This window comes from Acidiphilium iwatense (assembly GCF_021556475.1).
Classification (GTDB): Bacteria; Pseudomonadota; Alphaproteobacteria; order Acetobacterales; family Acetobacteraceae; genus Acidiphilium; species Acidiphilium iwatense.
Genome location: NZ_JAKGBZ010000010.1, coordinates 43,845 through 70,764, shown reverse-complemented (window position 1 = coordinate 70,764; position 26,920 = coordinate 43,845). Strand labels below are relative to the sequence as shown.

The window sequence follows — 26,920 nt, the reverse complement described above, 5'->3', positions numbered from 1 at the left end:
TGTCCTGTTTACTAACCAATCGTCATTAAGCTCGCATTGCCGCCCGCCGCCGCCGTATTAATGCTGAGCGACTGCTCGGTGAGCAGGAACTCCAGCGGATAGTCCCAATCCGACAGCCCATCCGACGGTACGGCGTGAACCGCGATCACCGGCCCCGGCCGCGCCGCAAAAGCTGCCTGGAACGCGCGCAGCGCGGCGCCGTCGCCTTCGAACAAGGCGACATCGGCCTCCACGTCAAGCGGATTTTTGACCGGTGCAATCAATTTCCTGACCAGATCGGGCAAATTGGCAAGATTCTCGAAGGGTTCGGCACACCAGACGAGTGCGCGATTGCCGGTCGCGATCGCGGCTGCAATCTGGCGCAGCAATCCCGCTTGCGTCGCTGCCCGGCACAGAACCCGCCCGCGCGACTTCAAACGATACCAATTATGCTCGCCAACCGGCCCCGGCAGATCGACCGATACGTTGAGCGGGGTGGTTGCCGCATAGCGCTTGGCATGTGCCGAATCGAATCCGTACCGATCGAGCCAGGTGACAAACTCATCCATCGCGGCGCGCGGGGTAGCCCCGGCTGGCAGCCCGCTGCTCCGGGGGCGCGCGGCGAGCAGGCGGCGCAGATAGAGCGGCCCGCCGGCCTTCGGCCCGGTGCCCGACAGGCTATGGCCACCGAACGGCTGAACGCCGACCACGGCACCGATGATATTGCGATTGACGTAGATATTTCCTGCCTCGATGCGATCGGTCACCTGCGCGATGGTCTCGTCGATCCGGCTATGGATGCCGAAGGTGAGTGCGTAGCCGCGCGCGTTGACCGCCTCGATCATCCGGTCCCGCTCGGCGCGGCGGTAGCGCACCACGTGAAGCACCGGACCGAACACTTCGCGTTCCAGTTGAGCGGGATCGTCGATTTCGATCAGCGTCGGGGCAACGAAGTATCCGTCCGCGCAGGCGGCCGGCAGAGCCGGTGCGAAAATCGGGCAACCGCGTTCGGTCATGCGCGCAATATGGGCCGTGATGGTCGCGCGCGCGGCCTCGGAAATCACCGGACCGATATCGGTTTCCAGCCGGTCGGGATTGCCGATCGAGAATTCCGCCATCGCACCTTTGAGCATCGCCAGCAGCGGATCGGCGATGTCGTCCTGCACCAGCAGAATGCGCAGCGCCGAACAGCGTTGTCCGGCGGAGTCGAAGGCGGAGGCGACGATGTCGCCTACCGCCTGTTCGAGCAAGGCGGAGGAATCGACAAGCATCGCGTTCTGCCCGCCGGTTTCGGCGATCAGCGGCACCGGCATCCCGCGCGGGTCGAGCCGCGCGGCAAGGCTTGTCTGGATCAGTCGCGCCACCTCGGTCGAGCCGGTGAAGATCACGCCGCGCACGCGCGGATCGTTCACCAACGCCGCGCCCACATCGCCGTCGCCGGGCAGAAGCTGGATCGCACCGCGCGGCACGCCGGCCTCGCGCAGCAGACGCACCGCTTCGGCGGCGATCAGCGGGGTTTCCTCCGCCGGTTTGGCGAGCACGACATTGCCGGCGGCCAATGCCGCCGCGACCTGACCCATGAAAATGGCGAGCGGGAAGTTCCACGGACTGATCGCTGCGACCATGCCGAGCGGGCGGTGCGTATCGTTATTGAAACCGGTACGCAGGGTTGCAGCGTCGTAGCGCAGGAAATCGACCGCTTCGCGGACCTCGCCGATCGCGGCCGGAAGCGTCTTGCCGGCTTCACGCACGATCAGGCCGATGAGCTTCGGCATCCGCGCTTCGAGCAGGTCGGCGGCGCGCTCCAGCACGGCGGCGCGATCTTCCGGCTGTGCTGCCTGCCAGATCGGTGCGGCCTCGCTCGCCGCCGCCAGCGCCGCCTCGATCGCCGCGGCACTCGCCTCGATCACGGTGCCGACACCATCTTGCCGCATCGCCGGATTCTGGATGATCCGCCCAGCACCATCAGTTTCGCCGGATGCGATATCGGGGGCGGCGCGTCGCTCCTGCTCGATCCCCGCGAGCAGGGCCGAAGCGAGCGAGGCGAGGCGCTGCTCGTTGGAGAGATCGAGCCCAGCCGAATTGCGCCGCGCATCGCCGAAGATCGCCGCCGGTTCCGCGATTTTCGGATGCGGCGCACCGATCGGTGCGTTCTTGCGGGCTTCATCGACCGGATCGGCGAGCAGTTCGTCGACCGATACGCGATGATCGGCGAGTTTGTTGACGAACGACGTGTTGGCTCCGTTTTCCAGAAGGCGCCGGACCAGATAGGCGAGCAGCGTCTCATGGGTGCCAACCGGCGCATAGATCCGGCACGGCCGGTTGAGGTGCTGCGCCCCGACAACCTCCTCATATAGCGGTTCGCCCATGCCGTGCAGGCACTGGAACTCATATTGCCCGACATAGAAATTCGCCCCCGCCATGGCGTGAATCGCGGCGAGCGTAAGGGCGTTGTGCGTGGCGAATTGCGGAAAAATCTCGGCGGGTGCCACGAGCATCTTGCGCGCGCAGGCAAGGTAGGAAATGTCGGTGTGCACCTTCCGGGTGAACACCGGAAACCCTTCGAGCCCGTCGAGCTGGGCGCGCTTGATTTCGGAATCCCAATAGGCGCCCTTGACCAGCCGCACCATCAGCCGGTGCCGGCTGCGCCGTGCGAGATCGATCAAAAAGTCGATCACGAAGGACGCACGCTTCTGATAGGCCTGGACGACGAAGCCGATCCCGTTCCAGCCAGCGAGCGCCGGCTCGAAGCACAAGCCTTCCAGCAAATCGAGCGAAAGCTCCAGCCGGTCGGCTTCCTCGGCGTCGATATTGATGCCGATATCGTAGCCGCGCGCGAGCAGGGCCAGCGCGGTGAGGCGCGGCGCGAGTTCCGTCATCACTCGCGACCGCTGAGCGCGTGCATAGCGCGGATGCAGGGCCGAGAGTTTGATGGAAATTCCTGGGCCTTCGTAAATTCCTTTGCCGCGTCCGGCGGTGCCGATCGCGTGGATCGCCTGTTCGTAGTCGCGATAGTAGCGTGCCGCGTCCGCTTCGGTGATCGCGGCTTCGCCCAGCATGTCGTAGGAATAGCGGAATCCGCGCGTTTCCAGTTTACGGGCATTGGCGAGCGCTTCCGCGATGGTCTGGCCCATGACGAACTGCTCGCCCATCAGCCGCATCGCGATGTGCACGCCGCGCCGCACCAGCGGTTCGCCGCCGCGCGCGATCAATTTCGTCAGCGCCGAGGACAGGCCTTTTTCGCTTGCCGTCGCGGTCAGCTTGCCGGTGAGCAACAACCCCCAGGTCGCCGCGTTGACGAACAGCGAGGGGCTTTCGCCGACATGGCGCTGCCAGTCGCCCTGGCCGATCTTGTCGCGGATCAGGCTGTCGCGGGTGGCCGCGTCGGGAATGCGCAGCAGCGCCTCGGCGAGGCACATCAGCGCAACGCCTTCCTGGCTCGACAGGGCATATTCCTGAAGCAGGGTTTCCACCAGCCCACCGCTGCGCCGCGCCCGCAGCTTCGCGATGAGGTCAGTCGCGGTCTTGCGTGCCTGTCGCGACAGCGCCTCGGGCAGCGCCGCGTTCTCGATCAGCGCCGGGATGCATTCGGTCTCCGGCCTGCGATAGGCGCTGGTGATCGCTGCGCGCAGCACCGTCTGCGGCTGGACATCCTGGGCGAAATCGAGAAACGGAACGCTCGGGGCGGCTTCCTCGGCCGGCGGCAAATCCATCTCGGCATCGGGAGCAGCGCCGTCGATCGTCTCGCCACGTTCCAGGCGCTCCAGCCCGGACAGAATCACCTGCTTGACCAGCCAATGCGTGGTGCGACCTTGGCGTTCGGCGGCGACGCGCAGGCGCGCGCGCACCTGGTCATCGAGCTTCACCCCCATGGTCGAAACCGTCATTTTGCTCTGTCCCTACAAAGGTTATACCGTCGCGGACGGTCGGTTACACTGAACGGAAATAAGGTGCAACCAAAATCGATATTGCGGTGCACTCATGACCTTTCGCGCGATTTCGCGTAAGAACCGTGCCGTCATGACGTTCGGGCGCAGCCAGTTTCGCATCGCGGTGAATTTCCTGCTTGACGGCGTGCTCGCCGCGCTCGCCGTGATCGCGGCGTGCTGGCTGGCCGTCCCCGCCCATCCGGCGCCCGCACCCGCTTTGTTGCCGCTGGCGGGCACCGGCGCGATCTGGCTGATCGGCGTGCCGTTCGGCCTCGCGCGCCAGCATTGGCGCTTCACCAGCCTGCCCGACCTGACCGCGATCGGCGCCATCGCGGCGCTCGCGGCGCTGCTGATCGTGCTGCTTCTGGTCGGGGTCGGGGCGGCGCTGCCGTCGGCGAGTTTTCCGGTGCTGCTGGCCCTCACCTTCGGGCTTGGGCTGACCGCGCCGCGCCTGTTGTACCGGATCGCGCGGGCACCGCGCGAGACGCCCGCCGACGATGCCGAAACCGCGCTTCTACTCGGCGATGGCGAAGGCGCGGAATTGTTCCTGGCAGCGTTGGGGCGGGATTCGAAGCGGCGCTACCGCGTGCTTGGACTGCTTTCGGTATCGGCGCGGGAGATCGGACGGCGCATTCATAACGTGTCGATCCTGGGCACGGTGGGCGAACTCGGCGCCGCGCTCGACCGACTTGCGGAGTCGGAGCAGACCCCGTCGGTGCTGATCGTCGCCAGCGGCGAAATCATCGGTTCGGGGCTGCGCGCCATCCTTGCGGAAGCCGAGACGCGCGGTATCCGTGTCGCCCGCGCGCCGAGCCCGACCGTGCTGGCACCGACATCGCTCGCCGCGACGGAGGGCATCGCCGATCTGGCGCTGCGGCCGATCGCCATCGAGGATCTGCTGAACCGGCCGCAAGTGGCGCTGGACCGCGAGGGCATGGCACGGCTGATCCAGGGACGGCGGGTTCTGGTCACCGGCGCGGGCGGTTCGATCGGATCGGAACTTGCCCGGCAAGTCGCCGGTTTCGGGCCGGAGAGCATCATTCTTCTTGATTCCAGCGAATACGCGCTGTGGAAAATCGACCTGGAACTGTCGGAAACCGTGCCGTCTTTGCCCCGCGAGGCGATCATCGCGGATGTCCGCGACCGGACGCGGATCGAGGCGATCTGTGCGCGGCTGCGGCCCGAACTGGTATTCCACGCCGCGGCGCTGAAACACGTGCCGATCGTCGAGGCGAACCCGCTGGAAGGGATGGCGACCAACGCGATCGGCACCCGCAACGTGGCCGACGCCGCGCGCGTCTCCGGCACCGCGCTGATGGTGCTGATTTCGACCGATAAGGCGGTCAACCCGTCCTCGGTCATGGGCGCGTCCAAGCGGCTCGCCGAAATCTATGCGCAAGGATGGGACATCGCGGCGCGGCGCGACGGGGGGATGCGCATCGTGACGGTGCGGTTCGGCAATGTGCTCGGCTCGACCGGCTCGGTGGTGCCGCTGTTCCGCCGCCAGCTCGCGCGCGGCGGGCCGCTGACCGTGACCCATCCCGACATGCGGCGCTATTTCATGACCGTGCGCGAGGCGGTATCCCTGGTGCTGCAGGCATCGGTGGTCGGCGATTCCGATGCCGACCTGCCGGTCACGCAAGGCGGGATTTTCGTGCTCGACATGGGCGAGCCGGTGAAAATCGTGGATCTGGCGCGACAGATGATCCGCCTCGCCGGGCTGCGGCCCGATGCCGATATTCCGATCCGCTTCACCGGATTGAGACCGGGTGAAAAACTGTTCGAGGAGTTGTTCCATGGCGCGGAACGGCCGATCGAGACCGGGTTTCCCGGCCTGCTGATGGCCGCTCCGCGCGTTGCGGACTCGGCGTTCATCGGCCGCGCGCTCGATGAAATCCAGGGCTATGTCGATCGAGGCGAAGTGCCGGCGGCGCTGGCCGCTCTCGCGCGCCTGGTGCCGGAATTCCGCAATCCAACCCCTCTCGCCGCATCGGGGCCGACAGGCTAAGTCGCATCCATGGATGTCTCAGCAAACCCGATTCCTTTTCTCGACCTGAAGGCGCAGCAGGCGCGGCTGGGGCCGTCGCTGCGCGCCCGGATCGATGCGGTGCTGGCGCATGGCCAGTTCATTCTCGGCCCCGAGGTGGCGGAGCTGGAAGCCCGGCTCGCCGCGTTCTGCCGCGCCGCCCATTGCGTGACCGTGAGTTCGGGGACCGATGCGTTGCAGATCGCGCTGATGGCCGAGGGGGTCGGGCCGGGCGATGCGGTATTTCTGCCGGGTTTCACCTATACCGCGACCGCCGAGGTGCCGCTGCTGCTGGGGGCGACGCCGGTGTTCGTCGATATCAACCCGGCGACATTCCAGATCGATCCGGCGCATCTGGAGGCGCGGATCGCCGAGACCGCACGCGGCGGAAAACTGCGGCCGCGCGCGGTGATCGGCGTCGATCTGTTCGGCCAGCCCGCGCCGTGGCCCGAATTGCGCGCGATCGCCGAGCGTCATGGGTTGTTCACACTGGACGATTGCGCGCAGGCGTTCGGCGCGTCGCTGCATGGCACGCGGCTCGGGCATGAAGCGCATGCGACGGCGACCAGCTTCTTCCCATCGAAACCGCTCGGCGCCTATGGCGATGGCGGCGCATTGTTCACCGAGGATGCGGAGCGTGCCGCGCTATATCGGTCCCTGCGCACCCATGGCGAAGGCGCGAGCCGCTATGATGTTCAACGCATCGGCATGAACGGACGGCTGGATACGTTGCAGGCGGCGGTTCTGCTCGCCAAGCTCGATGTGTTCGAAGCCGAACTGGCGCGGCGCGAGGCGATCGCCCGCGCCTATGATGCCGGCCTTGGCGATTATGCGACAATCCCGGCGCGGGTGGCTGACAGCGCCGGTGCCTGGGCGATCTACGCCGTGCTGTTCGAGAACGCAGCCGAGCGCGACGCAACGCAGGCTCGGCTGCGTGCCGAGGGCGTGCCCACCGCGATCTATTACCCGAAACCGTTGCACCATCAGCCGGCCTATGCGGCCGCGCATGACGGCGCGGTGCTGCCAGTAGCGGAGGATGTGGCGACGCGCATTCTCGCCCTGCCGATCCATCCCGATCTCGACAACGATCAGGTGGCACGGGTGATCGCCGCGTTCGGGCCCGTCTGACCATGCCGCGCGGCGACCTGTTCCCGGAAATCGGCCCGTACGAGAGCGGCTATCTGCCGGTCGGCGATGGGCATGTGATCTATTGGGAGCAGGTCGGCAACCCGCGCGGCAAGCCAGTGCTGTTCCTGCATGGCGGGCCGGGCGCCGGGGCAGGCGCGGTGCATCGGCGGTTCTTCGATCCCGCGATCTGGCGCGTGGTGATTTTCGATCAGCGCGGCGCCGGGCGGTCCACCCCGCTCGGCGGGCTGGCGGCGAATACCACAGCGCATCTGGTGCACGACATCGAGACGCTACGCGGATTTCTCGGCATCGAGCGGTTCATCCTGTTCGGCGGCTCCTGGGGGTCCACGCTTGCGCTGGCCTATGGTCAGACATATCCCGAGCGGGTGGCCGGGATGGTGTTGCGCGGCATTTTTCTCGGCCGTCCCGGCGAAGTGGACTGGTTCCTGCGCGGACTCGCCCAGTTTTTCCCCGACGCTCATGCGGCGCTGGTCAATTTCCTGCCCGAAGCCGAGCGCCGCGATCTCCTGGCCGGCTATCTGAAGCGGTTGCGCGATCCGAACCCGGACATCCACATCCCGGCGGCGCGCGCATGGTCGGTCTATGAAGGCTCGTGCTCGACTTTGCTGCCGAGCTTCGAGACCGTGGCGGCCTTCGCGCAAGACCGCACCGCGATCGGGCTGGCGCGGATCGAGGCGCATTATTTCGTGCATGGCCTGTTTCTGCCAGAAGGCGGGCTGCTCGCACATATGGAGCCGCTGAAGCGGGTGCCGGCCGAAATCGTCCAGGGCCGCTACGACATGATCTGCCCGCCGCGAACCGCCTTCGATCTCGCCGCCGCCTGGCCGGCCGCCAGGCTGACCATCGTGCCGGATGCCGGCCATTCGGCGCTCGAACCCGGCATCCGCGCCGCCCTGATTGCCGGATTGCAGCGCGCGCACATCTTGCTCTAGCCTGGAAGAAGCACTCGGGAGAACACGATGCAATGGCTCGACGCGATCACGCTCGAACGGCTCGATCGGAGCGGCAAAACAATCGTCAGGCATGACGGCGGCCAAATCCTGCTGATCGCAGCGGACGGCGCGATCTTCGCGGTCGATAACCGCTGTCCGCACGAGGGCTACCCGCTCGCCGAAGGCGCGCTCGACGGCTGCACGCTGACCTGCCATTGGCACCACTGGAAATTCGATCTCGCCTCGGGCCGGACGCTGGTCGGCGAGGACCGTTTGCGGCATTACCCGGTGCGCGTTCGGGACGGACAGGTCCAGATCGATTTGACGCCGCCCGATCGGAACGCGAGCCGGAGACGGATTCTGGACGATCTCGAAACCGCCCTGCGCACCCGCCGGCAGGGACGCATTCTCCGGGAAGCCGCCCGCTATCTCGCGGCCGGCGGAGACCATCTCGATCTGGTCCGCCATGCCGTCGCCTGGGCACACGAGCGTCTCGAAGACGGAACCACTCACGCCATCGCCGTCACCCCCGACTGGCTCGCCCTTGCCGCGCGGCCGGAAACGACGCCGGCGGAACGGCTCGTCGCCCTGGGTGAAATCCTCGGCCACATCGCGGACGACGCCTTCGGGCAGGGTTTGCACCCGTTTGCGGACGACGCGGACCCCAAAAGCCGATCCTGGAACCCGGCCGCGTTTCTCGACGCGATCGAGACGGAGAACGAAGCCGCCGCGATCCATCTGATCCGCGCCGCGCCCCGCGCCGGATTGGCCGCGGATGATCTGCGCCCGATCCTCGCGCGCGCCGCCCTGAACCACTACGCCGATTTCGGCCATTCCCTCATCTACACGATCAAGACGGTCGATCTGATCGACACCCTGGGGCCCGGCGGCGCGGCGCCCTTGCTGGCGCTGCTGGTTCGCAGCCTGATCCGCGCGACCCGCGAAGATCTGTTGCCGGAGTTCGCCACCTACCAGACCGTGCTGGACGCCTGGGGCCGCGCCCGGACCGACACGCCGGCGCTGGCTGGCGCGTCCCTGCGCGGCAAATCGGTTCGCCGGGTCCTGCCGATCGTCGCCGGCTGGGGCGCGCGCCACCCGCCGGAGCAAATTTTCGAGGCGCTGGTCGGCGAGGCGGCCTGGATGATGCTGCACGCGAATGCATCGTTGTTCGACCGCACCGACGTGGCGCCGGCGCAATCCGTCAACTGGCTCGACTTCACCCACGCGATCACCTTCGCCGAGGCGGGATGGCGGGTCGCCGGCGAAACGCCCGCGCTGTGGCCGTCGATATTGTTGCAGTTGGCCTGCTTCATCGGCCGCAACGCCGGATTTGTCGATGCGGCCGCCGATGCCTCGGCCCATGGTCAGGACGATGACCGCGCCAGCCTGGACCGGCAGTACCGGGCGGTGTTCGACCATGGCCGGGACCGCTTCATCATTTCGGCGCACGTCGTCAAAACCCTGTGCGCGGCCGACGCGATGGCCACGATCCTGCCCGCGCAAGCGCATACCCTGACCGCCGCCCTGAACCGGTTCGTCGCGGCACCGATGAAGGGACGCCATGCCTTGCGCGCCGCCCGCCAGGCGCTCGATCTGATCGGGCCTGGAGCGAATCGAATTGCCCTGATTTAGCCCCAATAGAGGCGGAAAAAATCACCGGGAACCGAAGGGAAGCAACCATGGCGCTGGGAGCACGAGCGCGCCGCGACTTCATTGGCCGGCGGTCGGCGCTTGGATTGATCGCGGGCGGCGCCACGATCGGCGTTGCGCGGGCAAATCCGGCCTTGCCCCTGATGCCGGCGGCGCTGACCATGGCGACCGGCGAGCCCGGCGGCGGTTTCGCCTTGTTCGGTCCGGCCTGGGGAATGGCGGCGCAGAAAGGCACGCGGATTGCCGTATCCTACCACGCATCCGGCGGCAGTGCCGCGAATATCCTTTTAGCCGAACAGAACGCGGCACAGCTCGGCATGACCACGCTCGCGGTCGCGGCCCAGGCCTGGAGCGGCCACGCGGCATGGACCGGAAATGTGCCGTTGCGCGGATTTCGCGCCCTGTTTCCCATCTTCGAGACGACATTGCAGATTTTTGCGCCGCTCGACGGCAAGGTCCGGCACCTTGGCGATCTCACCGGCGCGCGTATTGGCATCGGCCCTGCTGGCGGCGCCGGATCGGTTCTGATTCCCGCCATGCTCGCCGCCGCGGGGATTTCACCGCGCCTCGCGATCACCGGACTCTATGCCGAACAGACCGATCTGCTGCGCGAAAAGCGGCTCGATGCCTGCGCATTCTTCGGGGTGACGCCCCTGCCGGCGATCCGCGCGGCGGCGAAGCGAGGCGGCTTCACCATGATCGGGTTCACCAGAGCAGAGCAGGCCGCGATAGGCCGAATCGTACCGGGACTGGCGGCGGCGGTGATTCCGGCCACGAGCCTGCCCGACCAAAGCGCTCCGGTTGCGACGATCGGCTCCGGCGCGATCGCGATCTGCCGGGCCGATCTGCCGGATATGCTGGCCGGGCGGCTGACCGATGCGGCGCTTGCCCATCGTGCCGCGCTGATCCGCGACCTGCCGGGTGCCACGCTGTTCCATGGCTCATGGATCGAAGGCGATATCCCGGTCGAGATCCATCCGGGTGCCGCGGCCGCACTGCGGCGTCATGGGCTTGCGGCGCCGGCGCGTCTGATTCAAAGTTAAATCGGACCGCGATCGGATTAGGGTGTGTACCCAATGGCGGTGTGAGCCGCGCTGGGTACACACCCTAGGCCGGTCACGGCTTAAATTCGCGGCCGCGGAGCCGGTATCGCGGGGCGGCGGTTTCAGATCGACAAATCCGGTCTATGTGTTCGCCGAAACGCTCACGGATGGGTCAATGCGCAGATTGATCATGACGATGGTGGCGCGGAGCCGCCGCAACGCGATGGCGGTGATCGTCGCCTATCTCGTGGCGATCGGACTGGGGCTCGCCTATGCCGCCGCACATCTCGGCATCGACACCAATACCGATCATCTGTTCGCGAGTTCCCTGCCCTGGCGGCAGGAACAGATCAAGTTCGACAAAGCGTTTCCGCAATTCGGCAACCTGATCGTCGCGGTGGTGCGCGACCGCACCCCGGAAGGCGCCGCGGCGACCGCGAAAGTGCTGGCCGAACGCGTGGCGGCGGACAATGTGCATTTCAAGGATGTCAAGCGCCCCGGCACCGGACGGTTCTACCGGCGGGACGGATTGCTGCTCCTGCCGCAGGCGCAACTGGCCGGCCTGCTCAACGCCATCGTTTCGGCGCAGCCGTTTCTTGGCCAGCTTTCGGCCGATCCATCGGCGGCCGGGCTGTTCAAGGCGCTGGATCTGATGGCGGTGGGGGTCGGCGCCGGACAGGCGAACCTGACCCCCTATACCGACCAGCTCAAGAGCTTCGAAGCGGCACTCGATGCCGCGGCCGCCGGCCATCCAAGGCCATTGTCGTGGCAGTCGCTGATCACGCCGGGCGTCACCAAGGAACAGGGCGATGTGCGCTTCGTGCTGATCCATCCGGTGCTCGACCATGGCAGCCTGGAGCCGGGCGGTGCCGCGACCGCGGCGCTGCGGCGAATCGCGGCATCGCTGCCCGAAGTGAAATCCGGCGACGCCTCGGTGAGCTATACCGGCCAGATCCCGCTTTCGGACGAGCAATTCGCGAGCCTCAAGCAGGGCATGGTGCTCGGGCTGGTGGTCAGCGTCGTACTGATCACCCTGTGGCTGCTGCTCGCGGTGCGGTCCTGGCGGATGATCCTGCCGATCCTGGCGACTTTGCTCGCCGGCCTTGCACTGACCATCAGTTTCGCGGGCATCGCGATCGGCACGCTCAATCTGATTTCGGTCGCGTTCGCGATATTGTTCGTGGGGCTCGCGGTAGATTTCGCGATTCAGTTCTGCGTGCGCATGCGCGACGTACGGCGCCGGATCGACGATCCCGCACTCGCCCTGATCGGCGCGGCGGCGGAGGCCGGCATGCAGATCGCGCTGGCCTCGATCGCGACCGCCTGCGGCTTTCTCGCCTTCGTGCCGACCAGTTTCGTCGGCGTCGCCGAGTTGGGGCTGATCGCCGGTATCGGCATGATCATCGCGTTCTTCTGCACCGTCACGTTTCTGCCTGCGCTGCTCGCTCTGACCCGGCCGCGCGGCGAGCCCGAGCGCATCGGATTCCCGCTCGGCGATTGGGGCGACGCCGCGCTGAAACGGCACGGACGGCCAGTCCTTGCGCTGTTCGCCATTCTGGCGCTCGCCGGGATCGTCTCGGTCGGCACGCTGCGGTTCGACGCCAATCCGCTCGATACCCAGAACCCGAATACCGAGGCGATGCGCACATTGAAGACGCTGCTCGGCAAATCGGTGACCAATCCGTTCTATGTCGATGTACTGGCGAAGGATCTGCCGGCGGCACGAAACCTCGCGGCGCGGTTCGGCAAGCTGCCCGAAGTGTCGCAGGTGATCTCGGGAGCCACTTTCATTCCCGAGCATCAGGAGGCGAAGCTCGGAATGATCCAGCAGACACAGCAGATTCTCGCCCCGTCGCTGCTGGACGAACCGCCGCCGGCATTGACGCCCGCCCGGCTGCGCACCGCCGCTGCCAAGGCGGCGGCGGAAATCGCCAAGGTGACCGACAAACTGCCCAAGGAGTCGCCGCTGCTCGGAATCGGCCAGGCGCTGGGCAAGCTCCAATCCGCGCCGGATGCAGTGCTGATGGCGATGAACGCGGCGCTGACCAAATATCTGCCCGGTGAATTGGCACGGCTGAACGACGCACTGTCCGCCCAGCGGATCACCGCCGGCAATCTGCCGCAGGACGTCAAACGCGACTGGTTCCTGCCGGACGGCCAGGTGCGGCTACAGGTGATTCCGACGGCGGCGGCGCAAACCTCGCCGGGGTTGTGGAAATTCGTCGACGCTGTGCATCGGGTGGTGCCGGTGGTCACCGGGCCGGCGGCAACGACGGTGGCCACTGCGAAAACCATTCTCGGCGCGTTCCGCGAAGCGGCCTCGCTCGCCGCCGTCGCCATCGCGATCATCCTGATGATCGTGCTGCGTTCGGCGCGGGATTCGGCGCTGGTGGTGATCACCCTGGCGCTGTCCGCCTTCCTGACCGCCTTGTTCGCCCAGCTTGCCGGATTGTCGCTCAACTACGCCAATATCATCGCGCTGCCGCTGCTGCTCGGGGTCGGCGTGTCGTTCAACGTCTATTTCGTGATGAACTGGCGCGATGGGATGAAGCATCTGCTCGGCTCGGCCACCGCGCGGGCCGTGCTGTTTTCGGCGCTGACCACCGGGACCGCGTTCGGCTCGCTCGCGGCCTCGCATGACCGCGGCACCGCGAGCATGGGGGATGTGCTCTTGCTGAGCCTTGCCGCCGTGCTGATTGCGACCTTCGTATTTCTGCCCGCCCTGCTCTACTCCCTGTCTCGCCGCGAATAGAGCATGATGATTTTAGGTATCATCATGCTCTACTCATGTTTGGCGAGCAATTTCATGGCTTTGATGGATCGCTGCGCGATTCCATCAAATGCCATATTGCTCTAGTGCTGGAAAAACGCAGCATTTCGCTTTCGGGTCATCGGACCAGCATCGCTCTGGAGCCCGCGTTCTGGGCGGCCCTTGCGGCGATCGCCGAGCGCCGCGACGTGACGTTGCCGGACCTGATCGCCTCGATCGATGCCGGGCGCGGCGCCGATCAGGCCTTGGCATCCGCGCTGCGCGTATTTGCCCTGATTCAGGCGGGGTAGCGGAGCAGAGAACGCCAGACTATAAGAAAATTGAAATATTCGACCGGAAACTCGAAAAATGCCACAATATCGTTCCCGTACTTCCACCCATGGCCGCAACATGGCCGGCGCCCGCGCATTGTGGCGCGCGACCGGCATGGGCGATGGAGATTTCGGCAAGCCGATCATCGCCATCGCCAATTCCTTCACCCAGTTCGTGCCCGGCCATGTGCATCTGAAGGATCTCGGGCAATTGGTCGCGCGCGAGATCGAGGCGGCGGGCGGGGTGGCCAAGGAGTTCAACACGATCGCGGTGGATGACGGCATCGCCATGGGCCACGGCGGCATGCTGTATTCGCTGCCCTCGCGCGAGTTGATCGCCGATTCCGTCGAATACATGGTCAACGCCCATTGCGCCGATGCGCTGGTCTGCATTTCCAACTGCGACAAGATCACGCCGGGGATGCTGATGGCGGCGCTGCGCCTGAACATTCCGGCGATTTTCGTCTCCGGCGGCCCGATGGAAGCGGGCAAATACGTCGCCGGCGGGAAGACCCAGGCGGTCGATCTGATCACCGCCATGGTCGCCGCCGCCGACCCGACCCAGACCGACGAACAGGCGGCGGTGATGGAACGCTCCGCCTGCCCCACCTGCGGATCGTGCTCGGGCATGTTCACCGCCAATTCGATGAACTGCCTGACCGAGGCTTTGGGTCTGGCGCTGCCCGGCAACGGCTCGCTGCTCGCCACCCATGCCGATCGGCGGAAACTTTTCGTCGAAGCCGGCTGGCAGATCGTCGATCTCGCGCGGCGCCATTACGAGCAGGACGACGCCTCGGTGCTGCCGCGCGCCATCGCCAGTTTCGCCGCCTTCGAAAACGCCATGTCGCTCGACATCGCGATGGGCGGTTCGACCAACACGGTGCTGCATCTGCTAGCCGCCGCACGCGAGGCGGAACTCGATTTCACCATGAAGGACATCGACCGTCTGTCGCGCCGGGTGCCGAATTTGTGCAAGGTTTCGCCTTCAGTAGCGGATGTCCATATGGAGGATGTGCATCGCGCGGGTGGGATCATAGGGATTCTCGGCGCACTCGATCGCGCCGGGCTGATCCACCGCGGCTGCGCGACGGTGCATGAAAAGACCCTGGGCGAAGCGATCGATCGATGGGACGTGGTCCAAGGCCGCGAGCAGGCGAAAACGCTTTACAGCGCGGCGCCAGGCGGCGTGCGTACGACCCAGGCGTTCAGCCAGGACCGGCGCTACGAGAGCCTCGATCTCGATCGGCAACATGGCGTCATTCGCGACGCCGAACACGCCTTCAGCAAGGATGGCGGACTTGCGGTTCTGTATGGCAATATCGCGCTTGACGGGGCGATCGTGAAGACCGCCGGCGTCGATGCCGCGAACCTGAATTTCAAGGGCCCGGCCCGGATTTTCGAAAGCCAGGACGATGCGGTGGCGGGGATTCTCGGCGATGCGGTCAAGCCCGGCGATGTGGTGGTGATCCGCTATGAAGGGCCGAAGGGCGGGCCGGGAATGCAGGAGATGCTGTATCCGACGAGCTATCTGAAATCGAAGGGCCTTGGCAAAGCCTGCGCGCTGATCACCGACGGACGGTTTTCCGGCGGCACGTCGGGGCTTTCGATCGGTCATATCTCGCCGGAAGCCGCCGAGGGCGGCGCGATCGGCCTGATCGAGGACGGCGACATCATCGCGATCGATATTCCCGCACGCAAAATCGATGTTTTGTTAGACGATGCAACCCTGACGGAACGGCGCGCGGCGATGGACGCGAAAGGCACGCAGGCGTGGCAGCCGGCCGCACGCGACCGCATGGTCTCGCCCGCCCTGCAAGCCTACGCGGCACTGACCACGAGTGCGGCAAACGGGGCGGTGCGCGACGTGAAGCAGGTGCAGCGGGCGCGTTAGAGCAAGTTGGCCGGTTCTGGTTGAACGGAATGGTTCAACCAGAACCGGCCAACTTGCTCGCCCAAAATATATGAGTAGTGCGTGATCGACTTGAACCGATCACGCACTACTCTCGGCGTATCGCTGCGAGAAATACCATCCCCGCGGCCATGGTCGCGGCGGCCATGAACAGGGCGCCGCGATAGCTGCCGGTGAATGCCGCGATATAGCCCGAGACGGCGGGAGCGATGATCTGCGCCGCACCGAAGCTGATGGTCAGCCGCGCCATCGCCTTTGCCGGATTGCTCGGATAGAGCCGGCCGATGATGCTCAGCGTCATGCTGGTGATGCCGTTGAACGAGGCGCCATAGAGCGCGGCGCTCACCATCGAAGCGGCGAGACCCTTGTTGGTGGCCGACAGCATGATCGCGACGATCAGCATCGCGAATGCCGCGAGCAGCGCCGGAATATCGCCGGTGCGCCGCGCCATGCGGTCCCAGAGCGGACAGGACGGCATCGCCGCCAAGCCGACGACGACCCAGACGAGATTGCCGAAACCGCGCAGTTGCGGCTGATGCGCGGCAATCGCGACGATGAAGGTCGCGCTGACCACATACCCCACCCCCGCGCAAAAATAGGCCAGGGTGAACAGGGTCATCCAGCGATGGGACGGCGGCCGATCGACCATTGCCGGGCGGTGAATGCCGTCATGCGCGGGCGGCGCAGGCAGCCAGACCCAGGCAGGAATGAGAAACAGCACGCCGAACGCACCGGCGACCAGCCATTGATCCGCCCAGTCGAGCCATCCGGCCATCGCGATCGCGAGCAGGCCGGAAACCGCGATGCCAAGCCCGACACCACCGAAATGCACGCCGAGTTCTAGTCGCCGCCCGTGGCGCAGCAGCCAGTTGAGTACGAGGCCGGAGCCGAGCAGAAGCCCGGCAACGCTGGACATCCCCGCGATGAAGCGCAGCACTGCCCAGAGGGCCAAATTCGTGGTCAGACCCATGCCGGCGGTGCCGACCAGGGCAACCAGGAGCAGCGCACGATAAAGGTGGAACTTCGTGCGCAGACCGCCGACCGAGGCCGCGAGCAGCGTACCCGTCATGTAGCCCGCGTAGTTGATGGTCGCGAGCCAGCCGCCCGCGACGGTGGAGAGATGGGCTTGCGCCTGCATGACCGGCAGAAGCGGCGTGTAGAGGAAGCGCGCGAGCCCCACCGTGAGGATCATGCTGGCCACGCCGGCAATCATCACCTTCGCCGCGTCCAGATTGGATGCGGTTGGTTCGGTTTGGATGATCGCGGAGGGCATGGCAGACCTCATGACGTTTCCGCCATCACTAGATCAGTCGCGACGATCCGCCAATCCGGCTTAAATGTGGCTGACCCCCGCGAGATTTTCCATGCGCGTGGTGTCGGCGGCGAGTTCGGCGGCAGAGCCGTCATAGACGACCTCGCCGTCCGACAGCACATAAGCCCGGTCCGCGAGTTTCAACGCGAGGAACGCGTTCTGCTCGACCAGAAGGATCGACATGCCTTCGCTTTTCATCCGCCCGACGGTGAGCATCACCTCCTGCACGATAACCGGAGCCAGGCCCTGGGAGGGTTCGTCGAGAATCAGGAATTTCGGGTTCAGCAACAGGGCGCGCGCGATCGACAGCATTTCCTGTTCGCCGCCGGACAACCGGCCGCCCTTGCTGGTGCGGCGTTCTTCGAGACGGGGGAACAGTTGATAGACCGCCGGGATGGTCCATGGCCCCTTGGTTTGCGGCGGAACCAGCAGATTTTCGTGAACCGTGAGGTGGCCGAAAATCTTGCGGCCTTCAGGCACATACCCGACCCCCATGCCGGCGACGCGATAGGGCGCGATACCCGTGGTGTCCCGGCCAAACAGGCGCACCATGCCTTCACGCGGCGCGGTCAAGCCCATGATGCTGCGCATGGTGGTGGTCTTGCCCGCGCCGTTGCGGCCCAGCAACGCGATCAGCTCGCCCTGCCCCACGGTGAGCGAAACTCCATGCAGGATGTGGCTTTTTCCGTAATAGGTCTGTAGCCCCTCGGCCTGCAACACGGCGCTCATGCGGCGTTCCCCAAACCTGCATCGCCAAGATAGGCCGATTGCACGCGCGGATTGGCGGCGATTTCGGCCGCATTGCCCTCGGCGAGCATTTTTCCGTTATCGAGCACGGTGATCCGATCGGCGATACCGAAGACGATCGCCATGTCGTGTTCGACGAACAGCATGGTGATGTGCTGTTCCTTGTTCAGCCGGCGGATCAGATCGGTCATGTGGCGGGTTTCCTCGTCACCCATGCCCGCCGTCGGCTCGTCGAGCAGCAGAAGTTTCGGTGATTTGGCCAGCACGATGCCGATTTCCACCACACGCTGATCGCCATGCGACAATTCGCCCGCCACACGATGAAGCTTTGACTCAATCCTGACGATGGCGGCCAGTTCCGCGATGCGCTCCGCCACCGCCGCGCGTTGCGCACGGGAAATCCACGGGCGCAGATTGAGGCCCATCGCGGTTTCGACCGCGATGCGCAGATTCTCATAGACGGTAAGCGACAGAAAAATCTCGGTGATCTGGAAGGTGCGGATGATACCGCGATGGACCAGTTCGGTCGGATTGACCGCAGTGATCGGCGCACCCTCGAAGGTGATATTACCTTCGGTGGGCGGGAAAAAGCCGCTGATCAGGTTGAACAACGTGGTCTTGCCCGCGCCGTTCGGCCCGATGATCGCACGCAATTCGCCGGACTCGACGCTGAGCGAAATATCCGACAGTGCGCGCAACGCACCGAATCGGCGACCGACCGAGTCGAGGACGAGGAAACTCATGACGCGGATTTCCGGTTGAAGAAGCCGAGAATGCCGAGCGGAAAAAAGAGCACCGAAAGGACGAAGATGAGGCCGATCACCGTCATCCAGTTATCGGTGATCGAACTGACATAATCGCGGACCAGAATGAAGATGACGGCGCCGGCCAACGGTCCCCAGAAATTGCGCATCCCGCCAAGCACCGCGATGATCAGAAAATCGCCCGACAACGTGTAGTTCAGTGTGTTCGGCGACGTGAAATTGTCGAGCAGCGCGTTCAGCCCGCCGGCCAGCGCCACCACGAACCCGGAAATCGCGAAGGAAATCGCCAGATATCGCTTGGTCCTCACGCCGAGAAAGATCAGCCGCTTATAATTTTCCCTGATTCCGACGAACGTATGGCCAAGAGGTGAATTCAGCACAGTCCACAACAGCAGCGCGCAGGCTCCGAAGCAGACCAGCACGAGGTAGAAGAAACCGACCGACCCCATCGGCACGGTCAGGCCCGGAAGCTTGATAGGATGGCGCGAAAATCCGGTCAGGCCATCCTCGCCGCCGGTCAGCGAATTCCAGCGTACCGCCAGGAAGTAGAACATCTGGCCGATGGCGATGGTGATCATCGCAAAATAGATGCCGCGCCGGCGCACCGCGATCGGGCCAAGCAGCGTGGCCGCGATGCCGCCAACCAGGGTGCCGACCAGAAGGGCGAGGAGAATGCTGTGGGTTTCGTATTTCAGCATCAGCCCGACGCCATAGGCCCCGAGGCCGAAATAGGCCGCGTGGCCGAACGACAAGCCGCCGGTGAAGCCGAGCAGCAGGTTCAGCCCCATGGCCGCGAGTGCATAGATCAGCACGCGCGAGGCGAGATCGGTGTACCCCCCGACCAGCGGCAGCCAAAACGGCACGGCGAGCAAAACCAGACCGAGAGCGACATTGCCGAGGACGCGGCGCGATATCAAGCCTGGCGCAGGCGGTTTCGCGACAGCGGTACGGGCGCTTGCGATTTCCATGGTCATTCGAACAGCCCCTCCTGCCCGAGCAGGCCGCGCGGCCGCACCACCAGCATGATGCCCATGATGACGTAGATCACCACCTCGCTCGCCGCCGGGAAGAACGCCGTGGTGATGCCGGAGGCGAGGCCGATGATCAGCCCGCCGAGGAGAGAGCCGACCAGCGAACCCACGCCGCCGACAACGATCGCGACGAAGGCCGGCATGATCAGCGCATCGCCCATGGTGGGGTTCAATCCAAGCTGACCGGCGGCAAGAATCCCGGCGACGCCGGCGAAGACGATGCCGATGATGAAATTCGCCGTGCGCAGCAGATATATGTTCACGCCAAGGGCTGAAATCGTTTCAAGATCGGCATTGCCGGCGCGGATGCGGATGCCGATGCGGGTGAAGCGCAGGACCGCGAACAATGCGCCCGTGCCGATCAACGCCACCGCGACGACGAACAACCGATAGCCGGTAAGGAAGAAATATGTGTTACTTAGAGGATGATTGAGAAATCCCGGAATCGCCAGCGGCTTGCCCTGCGCGCCCCAGATCGTGCGGATCATATCCTGGATGATCAGCGCGAGGCCGAAGGTGAGCAGCAGCGTATAGATCGGATCTTTGCGGCTGTAGAGGCGGCGCACCAGAACCGTCTCGACCGCGAAGCCGATTACCCCCGCGAGTAGCGGCGCCGCGATCAGCGCACCCCAGAACCCTGTATAAGGCACCAGGGTGAACGCAAAATACGCCGCAAGCGCCATGAATGCGCCCTGAGCGAAATTGATCGTGTTGTTCAGGCCGAGAATCAATGCGAGCCCGAGCGCCATCAACGCGTAGAACGCGCCTTGAATCAGCCCGTTGAATGCGTTGAACAGCAGAATGAGACCCATGACCTCTTCCCAAGGTGGCATACGGCCCCGGAACCAGCCGGGGCCGCCGTCCTTCACGCCGAGTAGTACCCGATCAAGCCGGGTATTTGATTTTGCAGCCGGTCTCCGCCGGGGGCAAAGCGAGTTGGGCGCCGGGCACGATCGCCGAGACCTCGAACAGATTCGGATATTTTCCGGTCTGGATCGCATGGCCGGGGAACATGCTGAGCATCAATTGATGATCCTCGGCGCGATAGGCCGGCGTGCCGGGCTGCAACGCGATTTCGGGCGGCAGAACCAGCCCCTCCATCGCCTTGACGACTTTCAGCGTTTCGATCGATTTCGCGCGCTCGACCGCAAGCTTGATCGCGTAGACCGAGGCATAGCCGAACCAGGATCTGGCGGTCGGGTATTGGCCTGGATATTTAGCCAGATAGGCCTTGACGAATTCCGCGACATGCGGGGTTTTCGGCTGTTTCCAGTACCACTCCATGGTCCACCAGCCATAGAGTGCTGCCTGCGGCAATGCCTGCAATTCCTCGAGCTCGATCAGCGCGCCGCCGACCGCGATTTCCTTGTCGATGCCGAACTGGGAGATCTGCTTCATGCAGTTCACCTGATCGTCGCCGGCGAGCAGCAAGCAGAGCACCTTCGGTTTCTTCGCTTTCACGTCGATCAGATAGGAGGAAAAATCGGTGGTGCCGACCGGTGCCAGGGCGCCGCCGACGACCTTGCCGCCCGCCTTCTTGAGCTGGGTGATGTAGTCGGCCTGCTCGGCATGGCCGAACGCGTAGTCGGTGGTGATGAAGTACCAGGTCTTGCCGAATTTCTTGAACAAGGTCTCGAAGTCGCCCGCCGTCAGCATCCATGTGGTCGAGCAGGTGCGGAACGTGTTCCAGTGGCAATCCTTGCCGGTCAGGCTGTCGACGTGACCGCCGGTGCAGACATAGAGAAGGTTGTGCTTGTTGGCGAATTGGCTGAGCGCCAGCGCCGATGCGGAATTCACCGCGCCGATCAGGAAGTCGATCTTGTCACGCGACACCAGACGCGCGGCCTTATCGATGCTGGTTCCGGGGCTGCCCGCGCCATCCTCGACGATAAGCTGCAGAGGCCGGCCCATGATGCCGCCCTTCTTGTTGATCTCTGCCTCGGCGAATTTCGCGCCCTTGATCTCGCTATGGCCGAGTGCTGCGAAAATGCTGGTGATCGGATCGATCATACCGATCTTGATCGGCTTTTCGCTGGCCGCCCATGTGGGTTTCGGCGTGGCGAGCAGCCCGGCGACACCGACAGCGGCGCCGGCCTTGAGTACGTTGCGACGATCGAACGAACCCGACGGATTATTCATGAATATTTCCTTCCCCTCTGTTCATGTTTCCATCGGCGGTTCGGTCCGCCGATAGTTTCGGCACGCGCGTGGGTAAGCAGCCATTTACCTAACACCGGCGTCATCCTGGCAAGGCTGATCCAGGGCCTGGGCAGCGCCACCGGCACACGATAACTTTCCGATTGTCCATCCGGCGGATAGGCGCTGTCAATGACAGATTGAGCTTATCCGGCGATTTTTCATGTCATTTGCGTGTGAACGACCAGTATCGAGGAAGCCGTCCTGCCCTTATCGCCTTCGCTTCGTAACGCGTGGCAGGCCAGTTGCCCGGGCGAATATCGTAACACGATGATAGTTCAAATGAATTTTGGTTAGAAAAGACTTCGTCGACCCACTCCTGATAGGTCGGGTCGTCGCTCGCGATCCGCCATTCCCCGCCGAGCGCCATGACGCGTGCAACTCCGGCGGTTGTCGCCGGGTGGATAAATCGCCGCTTGGCGTGTCGCGATTTCGGCCATGGGTCCGGGAACAGCAAAAACAATTTCGCGATCGATCCGTCCGGCAAATCGCGGATCAGATGCCTGGCATCGCCGTCATACACGCGAAGATTGCGGGGAATCTCCCGCACCTCGCCGGAAGGCGCCAATCGCGAGAGCAGCGAGGCGATGCCGTTTTCGAAAACCTCGCAGGCGATCAGCCCGATCTCGGGGTTAGTGGCAGCGATCGCCTCCGCGTGCTCGAACCCGCCGGCGCCGACCTCGAGCCAGATCTCGCGCGGCGTATTGTCGAACCGCACATCGGGCCAGCGCAGGCGGGGCAACAGATGTTCGATGAGGTTCGCTTGCCGCGCCCGCAACGCATGTCCGCGCGCCCGACCATAGAGCCGGTCGGGCGGCGGTTTGAGAGTCATAGGTTGGTGCGCGGCCGCCCCACCATCCCCGCGCACATTACCGTCCAAACGCCGATTTCAGCGCCGGCACCAGATCGGTCTTTTCCCAGGTGAACGTGCCGAGATCGGCATCGGGTTCGCGACCGAAATGGCCATAGGCGGTGGTCGGCACGTAAATCGGCCGGTTCAGATGCAGATGCTCGCGAATTCCGCGCGGCGAGAGATTGACCAGGTCGCGCAGCGTGCGTTCGAGCTTGGCCGGGTCGATATCGCGCCCGGTGCCGTTCAGATCGACATAGACCGACAGCGGATGCGAAATGCCGATCGCGTAGCTCACCTGAATGGTGCAGCGCTCGGCGAGGCCGGCGGCGACGACATTCTTGGCGAGGTAGCGGCAGGCATAGGCGGCCGAGCGATCGACCTTGGTCGGGTCCTTGCCGGAAAAGGCGCCGCCGCCATGCGGCGCCGCGCCGCCATAGGTATCGACGATGATCTTTCGCCCGGTCAGTCCGCAATCGCCGTCCGGTCCGCCGATAACGAAATTGCCGGTGGGGTTCACGTAGAATTCCGCCTCCGGGCACATCCAGCCTTCCGGCAGCAGTTCGGTGATCAGCGGCCGCAGCATCTCCTTGATGGCGGCCTGCGTCATCCCGTCGACATGCTGGGTCGAGACCACGATCGAGGTGGCCGCGACCGGCTTGCCGTCGACATAGCGCAGCGTGACTTGACTTTTCGCGTCCGGCAGCAGCCCGGCCACATGCGCGTCGCCAATTTTCCGCAGCTCCGATATCCGGCGCAGGATCAGATGCGCATAATGGATCGGCGCGGGCATCAGCACCTCGGTCTCCGAGCACGCGTAACCGAACATGATGCCCTGGTCGCCGGCGCCCTCGTCCTTGTTGCCGGCGGCGTCGACGCCGGCGGCGATATCCTCGGACTGGGCGTGGAGCAGCACGTCGATCTTGGCGTCGCGCCAGGAAAACCCTGCCTGATCGTAGCCGATGTCATGCACCGCGAGCCGGGCGAGATGCGCGAGATATTCGGGGGAGATGGTCGCGGGGCCGCGGGTCTCGCCCGCCAGCACGATCCGGTTGGTGGTCACCAGGGTTTCGCAGGCGACCCGCGCATAGGGATCGGCCGCGAGATAGGCATCGAGTACGGTGTCGGAAATCCGGTCGGCAACCTTGTCGGGATGACCTTCGGAAACCGACTCCGAGGTGAACAGAAACTCGCCTCTATCGCGCATGGATTTCTCCTCTTGTCGCGAGTGATGGCCCCAAGCCGGGACAGCGCCCTGGCCGCATGCCGGAGCCATGGGGGGATGGCGGAAACCGCGCCGAGGGTCAAGCTCTGGATTGGTTACAAGCCGAGCAGGTCACGCATGCCGTAGCGGCCGGGCGGCTTGCCGGCGAGCCAGAGGGCGGCGCGCACCGCGCCATCGGCGAAAATGCGCCGATCGAGCGCGTGGTGGGTGATGGTGATCTGCTCGGTCGCAGCGGTGAAAATCGCGCTGTGCGAACCCACGATCTGGCCGCCGCGCAGGGCGGCAAAGCCGATCGCGCCCGGTTTACGCGCGCCGGTCGCGCCATGGCGGCCCGACTCGATGACCGAGTCGAGATCCACCCCCCTGCCCTGCGCGATCGCCCGGCCGAGCGCGATGGCGGTGCCCGAGGGGGCGTCGATTTTCTGGCGATGGTGCATTTCCAGGATTTCGGCGTCATGCGACTCGGCAGGCAATGCAGCGCCCAGGCGCTCGGCGATGGCGAGCACCAGATTGACTCCCGGTGCAAAATTCGCCGCCGCGAAGACCGGGATGCGCGCGCTTGCCACGTTCACCTCAGCCTCGTCGTCCGAAGTAAGGCCGGTAGTGCCGAGCACCCAGGGCGTTGCCGCACCGGCAAGACTCCTGGCATGGCACGCGGTGGTGGCGGCCGTGGTGAAGTCGATGATGACATCCGATTCGACGGCGAGAGCAGCGAGATCGCCGTCCCGCCCGATGCCGCCGGCGAGCACCGCCCCGGATGCCGGCACGGCCTCCGCCAGCAGCCTGCCCATCCGGCCGGTAATCCCGGCAATGCCGATGCGCGTTTTCATCCAGCCCTGTTTATGGGCGCGGCCCGGCGTTGGCAATCGCGCCGGGTCAGCGGCAATTGGTCCGTGCCGCGAGCGATTTCTGGGCAAGCGTCCAGACGCCGTATTTATACTCCAGCGGATAGGGCCGTTCGGGCATTCCCGGCTCGAAGCGCGGAAACACCATGTTGGTGATCGTCGCGACCAGCCGCGCATCGAGTTCCGGGAGGCTTCGGCGTACCAGGGCGACATGGGCGGTGCGCCCGTTCGGCAGGATCTGGAACCGGATGATCGCGGGGCCGGCGCAATAGAGGTTGCGCCCGGTTCCACCATGACCGAAGCGATTGAACAGGGCCTGATTCACCGTCTTGCGATATCGGATTTCCGCCGCCGACGGGGCGGTGGTGGCGGGAAGCAGCCCGACACCTTGCGGCGGCGCGCTCTGGCTGGTGGCCAGCGCAGTCCCGGACGCGCCGACGAGACAGGCGGCGATGACGAAAGGAGCGGTAAGACGCTTCACGACAAGGTTCATGTCGCAACCTCCCAAAGGCAGGCACGATCAGGATGAGGTGATACGGACGGTTGGTTTCAAGGACGCACACATGACGTTGTAAGCGATACCGGCGGACAAGGCCCGTCACATCCCGCCAGGATAATTCGGGCCGCCCGAGCCTTCCGGCGTCACCCAGTCGATGTTCTGCGTCGGGTCCTTGATGTCGCAGGTTTTACAATGCACGCAGTTCTGCGCGTTGATCTGCAGTTTCGGGTCGCCCACGTCGGCGCCGACGATTTCATAGACGCCGGCAGGGCAATAGCGCGTCTCCGGGCTGCGATATTCGGCCCAGTTTACCGAAATCGCGATTGAGGGATCGCGCAATGTCAGATGCGCGGGCTGGTTCTCCTCGTGATTGGTGTTGGAGACGAACACCGAGGAGAGCCGATCGAAGGTGAGCATGCCGTCCGGCTTCGGATAGGCGATCGGCGTCGCGTCCCTGGCCTTCTTTAACGTCGCGTTGTCGGCGTGGTTGCGCAGCGTCCAGGGCGATTTGCCGCGGGTGATGTAGGTTTCGAACGCGGCGTTCATCAGCCCGCCCCATATGCCGAACCTGGCGAAGCCGGGCCTGATGTTGCGCACGCTTTCCAGCTCCGGCCAGAGCCAACTCGCGCGCACCTTGGCGGGGAAACCGTCGAGCGTGGCGGGCCGATCGCCCGCCAGGGCTTCGGCGATCGCTTCGGCGGCGAGCATGCCGGATTTCATCGCGGTATGGGTGCCCTTGATTTTCGGCACGTTGAGAAACCCCGCCTCGCAGCCGACCAGCACGCCGCCGGGAAAAACCAGTTTCGGGATCGACTGGAAGCCGCCCTCGTTCAGCGCCCGCGCGCCGTAGGAGATGCGTTTCGCGCCCGCGAAATACGGCCGGATCATGGGATGCGTCTTGAACCGCTGCGTCTCCTCGAACGGCGAGAAATACGGATTTTCATAGTCCAGACCGACGACGAACCCATAGGCCATCAAATTGCCGCCGAGATGATACAGGAACGAGCCGCCATAGGTTTTGCGATCGAGCGGCCAGCCGATGCTGTGCATCACCAGCCCCGGCGTGTGGCTCGCCGCCGGAACCTCCCAAAGTTCCTTGATGCCGATGCCGTAGGTCTGCGGATCGGCGCCGTCGTTCAGCCCGTACCGCGCGATGAGCTGCTTGCCGAGCGAACCCCGGCAGCCTTCCGCGAACACCGTATAGGTCGCGCGCAAGTCCATGCCGCGCTGAAACAACTCGGTATGCCGGCCATCCTTGCCGACCCCCATGTCGCCCGTGGCGATTCCGGTCACCCGCCCGTCCTCGAACAAAACTTCGGCGGCGGCGAAACCGGGATAGATTTCCACGCCGGCCGCCTCGGCCTGCGCGCCGAGAAACCGCACCACATTGCCCAGGCTGACGATGTAGTTGCCGTCATTGTGCATCTGCGGTGGCGTGGGCAACCTGAACCCGGTTTTTTCAGTGAGAAGCATGAACCGGTCGTCGCCGGCCGGCACGGAAAATTCGATGGCACCCGGATCGGCATCAGGCAGCAATTCGCGAAAGGCGCGCGGCTCGAGAACGCAGCCCGACAGGATGTGGGCGCCGACCTCGCCACCCTTTTCGACCACGCAGACCGAAATGTCCGGATCGAGCTGTTTCAACCGGATCGCGGCCGAGAGACCGGCCGGCCCGGCACCGACCACCACCACGTCGAATTCCATGGATTCACGCTCCACGACTCCATGGGCGGGCATTGCTTCGGACATGCGC

20 protein-coding genes are annotated in these 26,920 nt (G+C 64.9%); 8 read left to right on the top strand and 12 right to left on the bottom strand.

Annotated features, from left to right (window positions below; all coding sequences use genetic code 11):
* Positions 1-11 precede the first annotated feature (11 nt).
* Positions 12-3,866: a trifunctional transcriptional regulator/proline dehydrogenase/L-glutamate gamma-semialdehyde dehydrogenase gene (putA, locus tag L2A60_RS07185; RefSeq protein WP_235703694.1), complete on the bottom strand. Its 3,855-nt coding sequence runs from the start codon at positions 3,864-3,866 to the stop codon at positions 12-14.
* A gap of 133 nt (positions 3,867-3,999) precedes the next feature.
* Between putA and L2A60_RS07180 the strand changes: the two genes are divergently transcribed.
* From L2A60_RS07180 to ilvD, 8 genes are all read left to right on the top strand, one after another.
* Entirely contained in the window at positions 4,000-5,916 is a 1,917-nt protein-coding gene (locus tag L2A60_RS07180; protein WP_407932528.1) for a polysaccharide biosynthesis protein, read from the top strand.
* A gap of 9 nt (positions 5,917-5,925) precedes the next feature.
* Positions 5,926-7,062 (top strand): DegT/DnrJ/EryC1/StrS family aminotransferase, encoded by a 1,137-nt coding sequence (locus L2A60_RS07175; RefSeq protein WP_235703692.1) that lies wholly within the window; start codon positions 5,926-5,928, stop codon positions 7,060-7,062.
* A 2-nt stretch (positions 7,063-7,064) separates the two neighbouring features.
* The gene (pip, locus tag L2A60_RS07170) at positions 7,065-8,015 is read left to right on the top strand and encodes a prolyl aminopeptidase (RefSeq protein ID WP_235703691.1); all 951 of its coding nucleotides are present in this window, start codon (positions 7,065-7,067) and stop codon (positions 8,013-8,015) included.
* A 27-nt stretch (positions 8,016-8,042) separates the two neighbouring features.
* Positions 8,043-9,647, top strand: coding sequence for a Rieske (2Fe-2S) protein (locus L2A60_RS07165; RefSeq protein WP_235703690.1), 1,605 nt, complete (start codon positions 8,043-8,045; stop codon positions 9,645-9,647).
* 47 nt (positions 9,648-9,694) lie between these two features.
* A complete protein-coding gene (locus tag L2A60_RS07160) occupies positions 9,695-10,708 on the top strand; it encodes a TAXI family TRAP transporter solute-binding subunit (RefSeq protein WP_235703689.1) in 1,014 nt (337 codons plus the stop codon).
* 175 nt (positions 10,709-10,883) lie between these two features.
* Positions 10,884-13,460, top strand: a complete 2,577-nt coding sequence (locus L2A60_RS07155) for an MMPL family transporter (protein ID WP_235703688.1) — start codon at positions 10,884-10,886, stop codon at positions 13,458-13,460.
* 104 nt (positions 13,461-13,564) lie between these two features.
* The gene (locus L2A60_RS07150; RefSeq protein WP_235703687.1) at positions 13,565-13,768 is read left to right on the top strand and encodes a ribbon-helix-helix domain-containing protein; all 204 of its coding nucleotides are present in this window, start codon (positions 13,565-13,567) and stop codon (positions 13,766-13,768) included.
* A gap of 58 nt (positions 13,769-13,826) precedes the next feature.
* On the top strand, positions 13,827-15,680 hold the full coding sequence (ilvD, locus tag L2A60_RS07145) for a dihydroxy-acid dehydratase (protein WP_235703686.1): 1,854 nt from the start codon (positions 13,827-13,829) through the stop codon (positions 15,678-15,680).
* Positions 15,681-15,786: 106 nt separating this feature from the next.
* Here ilvD and L2A60_RS07140 read toward each other — a convergent pair whose 3' ends face one another.
* The 11 genes from L2A60_RS07140 to L2A60_RS07090 all read right to left on the bottom strand — a co-directional run bounded on the left by L2A60_RS07140 (position 15,787) and on the right by L2A60_RS07090 (position 26,916).
* Positions 15,787-16,983, bottom strand: coding sequence for a YbfB/YjiJ family MFS transporter (locus L2A60_RS07140; protein WP_235703685.1), 1,197 nt, complete (start codon positions 16,981-16,983; stop codon positions 15,787-15,789).
* Between the two features lie 48 nt (positions 16,984-17,031).
* A complete protein-coding gene (locus L2A60_RS07135; RefSeq protein WP_235703684.1) occupies positions 17,032-17,739 on the bottom strand; it encodes an ABC transporter ATP-binding protein in 708 nt (235 codons plus the stop codon).
* Positions 17,736-18,500: an ABC transporter ATP-binding protein gene (locus tag L2A60_RS07130; RefSeq protein WP_235703683.1), complete on the bottom strand. Its 765-nt coding sequence runs from the start codon at positions 18,498-18,500 to the stop codon at positions 17,736-17,738. The genes L2A60_RS07135 and L2A60_RS07130 overlap by 4 nt, the downstream gene beginning before the upstream one ends.
* Positions 18,497-19,495, bottom strand: a complete 999-nt coding sequence (locus L2A60_RS07125; protein ID WP_235703682.1) for a branched-chain amino acid ABC transporter permease — start codon at positions 19,493-19,495, stop codon at positions 18,497-18,499. The genes L2A60_RS07130 and L2A60_RS07125 overlap by 4 nt, the downstream gene beginning before the upstream one ends.
* Positions 19,492-20,364, bottom strand: coding sequence for a branched-chain amino acid ABC transporter permease (locus tag L2A60_RS07120; protein ID WP_235703681.1), 873 nt, complete (start codon positions 20,362-20,364; stop codon positions 19,492-19,494). Before L2A60_RS07120 ends, L2A60_RS07125 begins: the two co-directional genes overlap by 4 nt.
* Before the next feature lie 73 nt (positions 20,365-20,437).
* A complete protein-coding gene (locus tag L2A60_RS07115) occupies positions 20,438-21,691 on the bottom strand; it encodes an ABC transporter substrate-binding protein (protein ID WP_235703680.1) in 1,254 nt (417 codons plus the stop codon).
* A 223-nt stretch (positions 21,692-21,914) separates the two neighbouring features.
* Positions 21,915-22,580: a tRNA (guanine(46)-N(7))-methyltransferase TrmB gene (trmB, locus tag L2A60_RS07110; protein ID WP_235703679.1), complete on the bottom strand. Its 666-nt coding sequence runs from the start codon at positions 22,578-22,580 to the stop codon at positions 21,915-21,917.
* A gap of 37 nt (positions 22,581-22,617) precedes the next feature.
* A complete protein-coding gene (gene metK, locus L2A60_RS07105) occupies positions 22,618-23,805 on the bottom strand; it encodes a methionine adenosyltransferase (RefSeq protein ID WP_235703678.1) in 1,188 nt (395 codons plus the stop codon).
* Between the two features lie 113 nt (positions 23,806-23,918).
* Entirely contained in the window at positions 23,919-24,653 is a 735-nt protein-coding gene (gene dapB, locus L2A60_RS07100; protein ID WP_235703677.1) for a 4-hydroxy-tetrahydrodipicolinate reductase, read from the bottom strand.
* A 46-nt stretch (positions 24,654-24,699) separates the two neighbouring features.
* Complete coding sequence (locus L2A60_RS07095; RefSeq protein ID WP_235703676.1) at positions 24,700-25,161, bottom strand: hypothetical protein; 462 nt, start codon at positions 25,159-25,161, stop codon at positions 24,700-24,702.
* Between the two features lie 105 nt (positions 25,162-25,266).
* Positions 25,267-26,916 (bottom strand): electron transfer flavoprotein-ubiquinone oxidoreductase, encoded by a 1,650-nt coding sequence (locus L2A60_RS07090; RefSeq protein WP_235703675.1) that lies wholly within the window; start codon positions 26,914-26,916, stop codon positions 25,267-25,269.
* Positions 26,917-26,920: the final 4 nt, after the last annotated feature.